Source organism: Lactobacillus sp. UMNPBX6 (assembly GCF_002553975.1).
Taxonomy (GTDB): Bacteria; Bacillota; Bacilli; order Lactobacillales; family Lactobacillaceae; genus Lactobacillus; species Lactobacillus gallinarum.
Map to the genome: position 1 here is coordinate 1 of NZ_PCZD01000064.1, position 9,623 is coordinate 9,623.

Annotated in this window: 9 protein-coding genes and 2 pseudogenes; 8 read left to right on the forward strand and 3 right to left on the reverse strand. The window is 33.7% G+C overall.

Translation table 11 applies throughout. From position 1 onward, the window contains the following. The first annotated feature begins 37 nt into the window (after positions 1–37). The 7 genes and pseudogenes from CP357_RS08750 to CP357_RS08780 all read left to right on the forward strand — a co-directional run bounded on the left by CP357_RS08750 (position 38) and on the right by CP357_RS08780 (position 6,176). The gene (locus CP357_RS08750; protein ID WP_233187244.1) at positions 38–1,513 is read left to right on the forward strand and encodes an ABC transporter ATP-binding protein; all 1,476 of its coding nucleotides are present in this window, start codon (positions 38–40) and stop codon (positions 1,511–1,513) included. Then, a complete protein-coding gene (locus tag CP357_RS08755) occupies positions 1,503–3,086 on the forward strand; it encodes an ABC transporter ATP-binding protein (RefSeq protein ID WP_098037092.1) in 1,584 nt (527 codons plus the stop codon). Before CP357_RS08750 ends, CP357_RS08755 begins: the two co-directional genes overlap by 11 nt. Before the next feature lie 6 nt (positions 3,087–3,092). Continuing rightward, positions 3,093–3,833, forward strand: coding sequence for a DUF4097 family beta strand repeat-containing protein (locus CP357_RS08760; RefSeq protein WP_098037093.1), 741 nt, complete (start codon positions 3,093–3,095; stop codon positions 3,831–3,833). 12 nt (positions 3,834–3,845) lie between these two features. Further along, positions 3,846–4,223: a DUF1304 domain-containing protein gene (locus CP357_RS08765; RefSeq protein ID WP_087236144.1), complete on the forward strand. Its 378-nt coding sequence runs from the start codon at positions 3,846–3,848 to the stop codon at positions 4,221–4,223. A gap of 119 nt (positions 4,224–4,342) precedes the next feature. Beyond that, entirely contained in the window at positions 4,343–4,894 is a 552-nt protein-coding gene (locus tag CP357_RS08770) for a hypothetical protein (RefSeq protein WP_098037094.1), read from the forward strand. Positions 4,895–4,902: 8 nt separating this feature from the next. Next, positions 4,903–5,352, forward strand: a complete 450-nt coding sequence (locus CP357_RS08775; protein WP_233187245.1) for a hypothetical protein — start codon at positions 4,903–4,905, stop codon at positions 5,350–5,352. Between the two features lie 121 nt (positions 5,353–5,473). Then, positions 5,474–6,176 (forward strand): annotated as a pseudogene (locus tag CP357_RS08780) (Fic family protein). Positions 6,177–6,268: 92 nt separating this feature from the next. Here the strand turns inward: CP357_RS08780 and CP357_RS08785 are convergent. Next, the gene (locus CP357_RS08785) at positions 6,269–6,922 is read right to left on the reverse strand and encodes an XRE family transcriptional regulator (protein WP_098037096.1); all 654 of its coding nucleotides are present in this window, start codon (positions 6,920–6,922) and stop codon (positions 6,269–6,271) included. A gap of 123 nt (positions 6,923–7,045) precedes the next feature. Between CP357_RS08785 and CP357_RS08790 the strand changes: the two genes are divergently transcribed. Next, positions 7,046–7,240, forward strand: coding sequence for a hypothetical protein (locus CP357_RS08790; RefSeq protein WP_013641871.1), 195 nt, complete (start codon positions 7,046–7,048; stop codon positions 7,238–7,240). A gap of 54 nt (positions 7,241–7,294) precedes the next feature. On the opposite strand, the pseudogene CP357_RS08795 reads toward CP357_RS08790, so the two are convergent. Both CP357_RS08795 and CP357_RS08800 read right to left on the reverse strand, forming a co-directional pair. Beyond that, positions 7,295–8,875: pseudogene (locus CP357_RS08795) on the reverse strand (ATP-binding cassette domain-containing protein). Between the two features lie 326 nt (positions 8,876–9,201). Then, positions 9,202–9,498 (reverse strand): hypothetical protein, encoded by a 297-nt coding sequence (locus tag CP357_RS08800; protein WP_089146038.1) that lies wholly within the window; start codon positions 9,496–9,498, stop codon positions 9,202–9,204. Positions 9,499–9,623: the final 125 nt, after the last annotated feature.

Here is a 9,623-nt window from a genome sequence, read left to right on the forward strand (position 1 = left end):
AATGGACTTTTTTTAATATTTGAACGAAGTGTTCAATTTGATTTTACAATCCGCCTTTTTATTCTTTTTAATTCTTTCACGAGTATTAGATTTGATGCGCTTACTTTTAATCTCTGGTTCAGATTATTTATTTAGTCAACAAACGCAAAACTATTTGCACAAAATTAGAATAAAAATTAGTCGATTCATTTTTAAAAATAATATTACGGAAACAGCTAAAGTTCAAAATGATTTGAATGCTAATCTTGATCAGTTAACTAAAAATTATGCGACACCACTAAAAAATGTCTACATGTATGCTTTGGATGTGATTTTATCCATTATCATTTTATTCTACTTTAATTGGAGTTTAGCTATTTTAACGTTAATTCTGACAATTATCTCATTAGTGTTGCCTAAGCTTTTTGAAAATATGACATCGAAGGCCACTATTCAAGTTACTGAGAAAAACAAATCTCTATTAAATAGTATTGCTAAGTGGATTAATGGACTAGATGAACTTAGAAGATATGCTAGCTTTGATATTTTCAATAGCTCTTTAAATCAATCGACAACAGCGTATAAAAAGGCTGCTATTAAACAAGGACAAATTGTAGCTATTGCGGATGTAGTTAGTGCTGGTTTTAATACTTTTGGTCAGGTAATTTTGATGCTCTTGTGTGGTTATCTCTATTTCCAAGGACAAATTGTTTTTGGTGCTGTGATGACGACGATTGCATTTAGCTCAACTGTGATGAACGGGATTACATATTTAGTTTCAGAGTGGAATTTAATCAAATCAACTAAAGAACTTAATCAAAAAATATCAGCGATGGAGAAGCCTGTACAAATTGCAAAAAATCAACACGGTGATCAAAATATTGCTGAATTAAAAATTGAAAATTTGGGTTTGCATTTTCCTAATGGTGAGAAAATTACTTATCCTGACTTAGAAGTGAAAAAGGGAGAGAAAGTTTTATTGCTGGGTGACAGCGGAACTGGAAAGTCAACTTTGTTTAAGCTGATTTTGGGCAAACTGAAGCCAACTCAAGGCAAAATTTCTTTTGTAGATGAACAGGGGGATTTAAATATTAATTCTGATGAAATTGGCTACGTAGCTCAGGATGGAATTTTATTTCCTGGCAGTATTCAAGACAATATCACAATGTTTGATCCAAAGTTGAATAAGTTAGCAGAAAAAGCTGTTCAGTGGGTTGATCTAAATAAAGACATTGAAAAATTCCCTGCAGGAATCAAGACAGCAGTTGACCTTGATCAAGATAATCTATCTGGAGGGCAAAAACAAAAGATTATTTTGGCTCGTGCTCTGGTTTATCAAACGAAGTGGCTTTTTATTGATGAAGGAACTAGCGCAATAGATAGTGAAGCAACTAAGAAAGTTTTGAAGAACTTGCTTAAAACTGATCGGACTATTGTCATGATTGCTCATAACTTTTCAAATGAATTAATAAATGCCTTTGACCGCAAGATTGTATTAAGCAATGGACAGGCAGGTGAAACAGATGAGCTTTAAAGGATTTATTAAGACTAACTATTTCCGTTTTATTTACATTAATGTTCTTTCCATCTTAGCTGGAGTAGGCGCTATTGGCGGTGGTTATGTTCAGATGTATTGGTTGACTTATGTTAAAGATCATAATTGGTCTGGTGTACTTTGGACCGTTTTAATATTAGGTATCTTTTACATATTTGCACAAGGATTGATTTATTACATTCAATACGAAGTTAGGGTTCAAGAGGAAGAATATAATCAAAAGCTGCGTCAAAAACTTTTTGATCATTACTTCAAAGATGGAAAGTATCATGCAATTGCAGATGTACAAAACAGAATTACTAATGATCTTAACTTGGTAAAAGATAATTATTTTGAGTGGTATATAATTATTCCTTTTTATGGCACGATGTTTGTTGCAGCCTTAGTTGCTTTAGTTACTGTGCATTGGTCATTATTTGTTGCTAGTGTTATCTTAGATATTTTTGCTTACTATGTACCGAAATTAGTCCAGAAAAAGATGGAACGGGCAACCGATAATTTATCCAAACAAAATAAGATGTACTTGAATACCTTGTCGCAGTGGTTTTCTGGACTCGAAGAAATTAGAAGATATTTTGCCGGGATCAAATTATTTAAGGTGCAAGAGCAAGCAGCTGATAAAGTCGAGCAGGCTCACGTTAAGCAAGTTGTAGCACAACAAGAGATGATCATTCTTAACGGTGTATGCAATATTGTCATGCAAATAATTTTGATGGCAATGACAGCTTCTTTGATCACTAAGGGATTGATTATCTTCGGTGCAATTATGTCTGTGCAAAATTTTGCAGCTAATATTTCGATTGGTTTACGGCAAATGTTGCAGGCAATCAGTTATATGAAATCTTCACATAATTTGATGAATAATATTAGTGCAGACACTTTTGAAATTAATGTAAAGAAAAAGCATACTACAGCTGCACCCGCAACGATTGCGACACATGATTTAGCCCTCGATTTTCCCAATGGCGAAAGCTTGCGTTTCCCTGATTTAAAAATCAATCAAGGTGAAAAGATCCTGCTAACAGGGGATTCTGGTGCTGGTAAGTCCACTTTGTTCAAGCTGATTTTAGGTTCAATTAAGCCAAGTAAGGGAAAAGTTGAATTTAAAGATAAAAAAGGCAACGTGGTCAACCCAGATATGACTAAAATCGGTTATATTCCTCAAGATCCTAACCTTTTCCCTGGGACTATTAAAGACAACATTACGATGTTTAACGATCATTTAGATCAAAAAGTTGCCCAGGTCATTGATGAAGTTAATTTTGCACCCGACATTGCCAAGTTCAAAGACGGCGTTAACGAAAAACTGAATTTGGATAATTTGAATATCTCTGGTGGTCAAAGACAAAAGATTGTGCTAGCCAGAGCTAAAATTCACGATGCCGACATCATCTTGATCGATGAAGGAACCAGCGCAATTGATCAAAAGGCAACGATGAATATATTGCAAAAGTTGGTCAAAGAAAAAGCTACCATTGTCTTTATTGCACATAACTTTAATGAAGGGATGCGGCAGTTGTTTGATCGTGAGATTCACTTAGTTAAGGAGTGATGTAACATGTTTTCTAATAAAAACGATGAAATTGAAAAGGTAGATAAGATCTTAACTAATGAGGCATTTGAGGAACTGCAAGTAGATTTTGCGGATATAAATTTAGCAATTGAATCTGGGGATCATTTTGAGGTTCACTATCATGGCCCAGAAGACAAACAGCCAGTAGTAATACAAAATGAGCAGCAGCTGCGACTTAAGCAGCCTGAAACTGATCGTAAGAATGGTAAATTCTGGCAGAAAGGCTTGTTCAAAATAGAAGTAGTGACAAGCAGTGATGTAGGTAAAGTAAAAATTACTGTTCCAAAAGATCACCAATTACGTGAAGCATATATTGGCCTAGCTAGCGGAGATACGAGAATACAAGATGTTAATTTAGCTGAATTGGAATTTAGCTCTGCTAGTGGTGATTTGAAGATTGATAGATTAAAGGTCGCAAAGTTGTCGTTGTCCATTGTTTCAGGGGATGCAAAATTAGATCAACTGAAAGTCGATTCTGGTAATGCGGATCTGACTAGTGGTAGTTTTCTTTTAAAGAATAGTCAAATCACGAAAAGTCTTGCAGTTACAACTGTTTCAGGGGATAATCTAATAGAAAATGTTGAAGTTGACCAATGTGACCTGACAACATTGAGTGGTGATAACACTATTTTTGGAGGGAAAGCTACTCATGCGCAAATTGGTAAAGAAACTAATGGTAGCCATTTAAAAATGAGCGCAGTGTCGGGTGACAACATTGTCAAATAGATAGGAGATAGTATGGAAACAGCAGCAACTTTTTTGATGATTGAGATCGCGCTAGTTTTTATTGTCGGAATTGAACATATTGGAATTTGTCTATTAGAAATATTTGGTAAACCAGCTCAGCAAGCCAAGGCCTTTGATATGAGTGAAAATTTTGTTAAGCAAAAAGAAGCTCGTGTTTCGATGGCTAATCAAGGTATTTATAATGGGATGTTGGGATTATTGTTAATCTTGAGTTACTTTGTTTTCCCATTTGGTACAGTGATTAAAGTTTGGCAGTTACTGTTGGGGATGATCATGGTTGTGGCCATCTTTGGTGGTTTTACTGCAACTAAAAAGATTTGGCTGGTGCAGTTGCTTCCTGCTTTAATTGCATTCTTGTTTTTGATTTAACTGAATATTTTTACTAAAAGTCGTATTTGATTTTTTCTTTGATTCAAATACGACTTTTTATTGTATATTCATCTTATTAGTGTATAATTTTAGAAAAATATAGGGAATCTGGTGGGAAAATGAATGAAGATTTAAGCAAAAAAGAATATATACAAGATGTGTTGATAGTGGCGAGTTTAGTTATTCCAGTAATTGGTTTTGTCATCGCGTTTTGGTTTTTAGTTAAAAATAATCGTGGCTTAGCAAAGAAATATTTTTGGTGCAGTTTACTAGGGATTGTAATTACAGGGTTATTGTATTTTGCTAAAAATGGATTTAGTTTGCACAATTCATTGATGAATTTGTCTCTTCATGGTTTTAAATCTGCCTACATTGGTGGAGGATTCATTGTGGCATTTCTGGTTTTTGAATTTGTAGAAGATATTAGCGTTAAGCGAATGGCGATTGTCTCATTCATTACTAGTCTGGCGTTTGTTGCAATTAGTGCTTTGCGGATAGAATCGCTAACTAATTTCTTGGCCGCTGTGCCTCAGACTGTTGTATTAATTTTGACTTATGTAATTTTACAAAAGAGAATGAAAAAATGGTTGGCTTTTGCATTAGGTCTGATTATAAGTTTCGTTTGGGTATTGATACTATTTTCAATTGTTGGTGTCTTGTTCAATATTTAAGGGTTGAGATGATGTTTTTAACGAGTGTTTTAACCGGTGGACAGTGGTTTTTGCCGGTTATTGTTGTGTTGGTAGCCGCCGCACTTTTAGCTAGCTATGCCAAGAAGAAAAAGTTAGCTAAGTTAGAAAAAGTATTGAATATCTTAGGTTATGTTTTCATGTTTTTATTAATGGTTATCCTTTGGATAATGTATTATAGAAAAGAGATGGCATTCAGTAGTGCCTTTATCTATACCGCAATAGTCATTTATACGATTATGTCTGAAATACTAAAGAAGTATAAAAATACTTTAAAGGGAAAATATCAGCGAGCAAAAATGGCATTAGCCGGTATCTATGCTGTAGCAATTGGTCTGATAATTTTAGTAGGTGGGCAATTTTCTTCAGCTGCATGGCTAATTGCAATTATCTTCATAGTAGTAATATGGGTAATTGCTTATGCGATTGAAAAGTCATAGTAAAAAAGCATTAAAAGTTAGAAAATTCTAACTTTTGATGCTTTTTAAATTCGTAATTTTTAGTTTGTTGTTATTGGGTGCGTCGTTTTCTTTTTAGTAGAATATAAACAATGAGTTATCGATGTATCCTGATAAATTTCACTTAACCAAAGAACAAAATAGATGTTTCGCAAAAAAGAATTTAGTTAGATTAGTTTTTACAAATTCACGTTTTGAAGGCGTAAATACTATATTACTGCAAACGCAAACGATTATTGATGGTATGAGTCCGGCTGGTGTTATCTATTAATAATTTGAACGTAATTGTTCAATTGAAGTGGGGCTGGCAGTATGTTATTAGGGAAGATAAGGCACTATCGTTAAAAATTGAGCAGAATATTAATCTGTTAGTTGCAAGGTATGATTCTCTGGATCCGGGCAGTTTTAGAACAGGCTCAGTTACTGTAGAACTTGGTAATGATAAAGGTGAATGGAAGCCTCAAGAAGTAGATTTTTTTAATAATTTGATGCAAAAAGATACTTCTGTTACAGATAAAGCAATGACGTTAATGTATCATAATATGCGCAATCAACTTTTTGGGGATGGAAATAAAAGGACGGCAACATTAGCAGCGAATAAATTGATGATAGATCATGGTGCAGGATTGATTAACGTACCATTGGATAAGTGGGATGTTTGGAATGATTTGATCAGTAAATATTATTTGTCCGGCGACATGAAGACACTTAAGGATTGGACTTATGTGAATGGGATTCAAGGTGTGACTTTTGATCATAAGCAAAATTTACCGAAACCTGATATTAATCCTGAAGACTACGAATAAAATGTATAGCAAATATAAAGGTCTCCCAGAAAGACATAAACTTTCTAAGAGACCTTTTATTTATTAGTATCGTGAAATAGCGAAAGAAACTGTTATAACGAAGCCCACTTCTTGTGGAAATGTTTGAACAAATTTTGATTTTCAGACAATAATCGAAGAATCCCTTGCTGATCACTGACTTTTGCTCCAGCTTCACTAAGGTAAAGCGTAATTGTTGCCAGACCTTGATAATCAATGTTACCTAAGTCCAGATCAATTTCCTTACCATCCTTAGTAGTTATCCCAAGTAAAAGGTGATCAGGATTGAAGTTGAAGGGACTTAGACGGACAATTTTACGATAAACAATAGCGGCTTCTTGAACGTTAGAGAGATTGATTATTGTTTGATCTTCACTGGTCAAATTGAATAATTGGGCTAACTTTTTAAAATCGTTATTGCTGTATGAAGTGATCGTTATTTGTTTTTTATCGACTGACCAGTATTGGTTAAAACATGCTGGAAAGGTAATGCCGAGTCCCAAAATCAAAACAATAGCGAAGACCCACCAAGGTTGATAACCAAATCCAGTTACAAATAATGCTAAAAAAACAACAAAGATAGTTCCTAAAACTAAACTTAAAATATGTGGCTTGTTTCCGACTGTTTGCTTTTTAGTAGGTGAAAAATCAGGGGAAATAGTCTTTATTTCATTTAAAGCGTCTTTCATGATATGCACACTTTCAACATTAGTTAAATCCTTTGTCACCTTAAGTTTACCCCCCCTTAAAAGAAAAACAATATAAAAGTACGTATCATTTGTAAATGCTTACATGGTGGGTAAATTAAAGGTAGGAAATAAAGAAGTACATAGCAGGGAGTGTGAGTTAAGATGAGAGAGAAATCAAGACTTTATAGAATTATTTGGTCTATAGTATTTTTCATTTGGGCAATGTTAATGTTCTTCTGGCATACTAATGCCGTCGCCGGCAAAGTATTCATGATGATCTATACCTTAGTAATAATCGTTTGGGGCATTGTCATTATTGTACAAAGCCGCAAGCATAAGAAAAATACAAATCAATAAAAATAGAGGCCGCTAAAAAACGGTCTCTATTTGGTTATTACCAAATCTTGCTAATTATTTTCCTAATTCAATAATTTGATCAAACATTGCTTTTTCTTGATCAGAAATTTTATGTGCCACTTCAATGACAGCTACTTTTGGATTATTAAGTAAAGTTTGATGAATTTGCAAAGAAAGTTTCGCATCTAATGCGCTAGTGGCTTCATCTGCTAATAGAATAGGGCGTTTAGCAAGCAAAGCTCTAGCGATTTCAATTCTTTGAATTTGCCCACCTGATAAATTGCATCCGTTTTGTCCCACAGCATAATTCAAGCCTTTTTCTTTGACTAATTCGGTCAAGCCAGATTCAGCTAATACTTCATCTAACTGCTGTTTAGTTACAGTTTTACCTAAAGTGATATTAAATTCTAAATCACGATCAAAAATAAACGGCTTTTGATTAATATAGCCGAAGTAGTCATGAGCTTTAGCCCAGTTGCCGTTTAATACTTCTTGATTAATTTTGATTTGACCTTTACTTGGGGTAATCTGCCCAACCAATAGGCGAAGCAAGGTAGTTTTGCCCCAACCACTTGGTGCCATTAGAAGCACTTTTTCACCAGGTTTTATAGAAAAGTTCACATTATTAAAAACCAATTTATCGTTTTGTTCATAAGCAATGTCATTAACATCTAATTCATCGAATGTTCGAACGGCTTTATTTTCAGAATTAATAGATTCAAAGTTCAGAGCTTTTTCAACCTTATCCCACATTGGCTTGGTAGAACGGATTTGATTAATCTGATCAAAAATCATTGTTACTGGATTAATGAAGTCGTTAGACAGTTGAACAATCATTACTAGGGTACCAGCACCGATCTGGCCGTTAAACATTAAAATGGCACCGATTAAAAATGGAATAATGAAACTGAAAATATCGGCTACGGTAATGATAATAGTCGAAATCATACCTTGAGTATAATTTAATGACCGCAATGCATTTTCCATTTGCTTAGCTTGGTTAATTACATAGGAAACGATTGGAATTTGGACATCATAGAGCATAGCGGTTTTTGAACCATTTATAGCATCTGAAACTGCTTATGTGTATTCTGCATTTTGTTTCTCCCACTTAGCAGATTTTTCTTGAATGTTTTTAATGAAGAATTTTTGAATAAAGCCAGGGATAGCAGTTGCAGCAACAAAAATTAAGGTTAGAATCCAAGAATTAAATAGACCCACTGCAATTGAGATTAAAAAGGCCATCGCTTCTGAGATAATCATTAATTCATTAGAAATCTTAAGGGATTCGATTTGCTTTAAATCGTTAGTCATCAAGTTTAGACCATCTTTTTGAGAATCAGATTGTTGTTCTATTAAGTAACTGATGGTTTTGTCTTTGATTTCTACGTTGATATCTCGCACGATGTCATAACGAATATACCGGTAAGCAAAATTCGTAAACATGATTGCAATTAACATTCCCGCCCCAATAAGGGCAATAGAAATTAATTGATTAAGAGAACCATGATGATATTGCGCACTATTCAACATAATTTTTGTGACATAGGCGATGACGACATTTCCGCAAGCACTGATAGCAGCTAGAAGAATATACAGTGCTAGTTTACCTTTGTTAGCAAATTTTAACGACATATTACCTTCTTTCTAGACCCCACCAAAGTGACCCACGTGATCGTTTTTACTTTGGTAAAAATAAATATAGCATATAAAACATGAAAATGAAATAAAAATTAAAGCTAATTTATTTATAATATTGTTTAAGGTTATCAAATAAATTCTTAGATAAAAGTGTTACTTGGAAGTTGTAAGGAGACAAAGGGGGTAAATTATGACTTTATTGTCCGTAAACCATATTTCAAAAACATATCGAAAAACAAAGTGTCTGGGAAATAACTAAATCTCAGACACTTTTATTTACTCAAAAAATTAATAGCTATCATTTTTGATTTAAACAAGTTTTATAACTTGTTTTTTTCTTGCTCAATAAATTTTTCTATACTCTTACCAAAATCTTCCATCCCTGTTAACTGATAACTTTCTGCAATTTTCTGACAATAATCAATGTACTTTTCATCTTTGTGGAAGTGATAAGCTATCAAATATTTATGGACAGCTATACTGCTTTTAATTAGATATAATTCGGGAATTTGCGGCATTTTTTCAACTATTTCAATGTAACAATCAAGACCATCATATTGATTATTAGACATCGAATTGCTGATAAAATTATTGATAATTGCACTGACGGCCACCATTATCTTGTTATCGCCGATTGTAAAATCAAGTTGAACACTTTATAAAAATAAAAGTCCATCTGGACCTGTTTGATAGAATGTTAATATCCACAAAAACATCTATTGGAGGTCACAAATGGACTCTT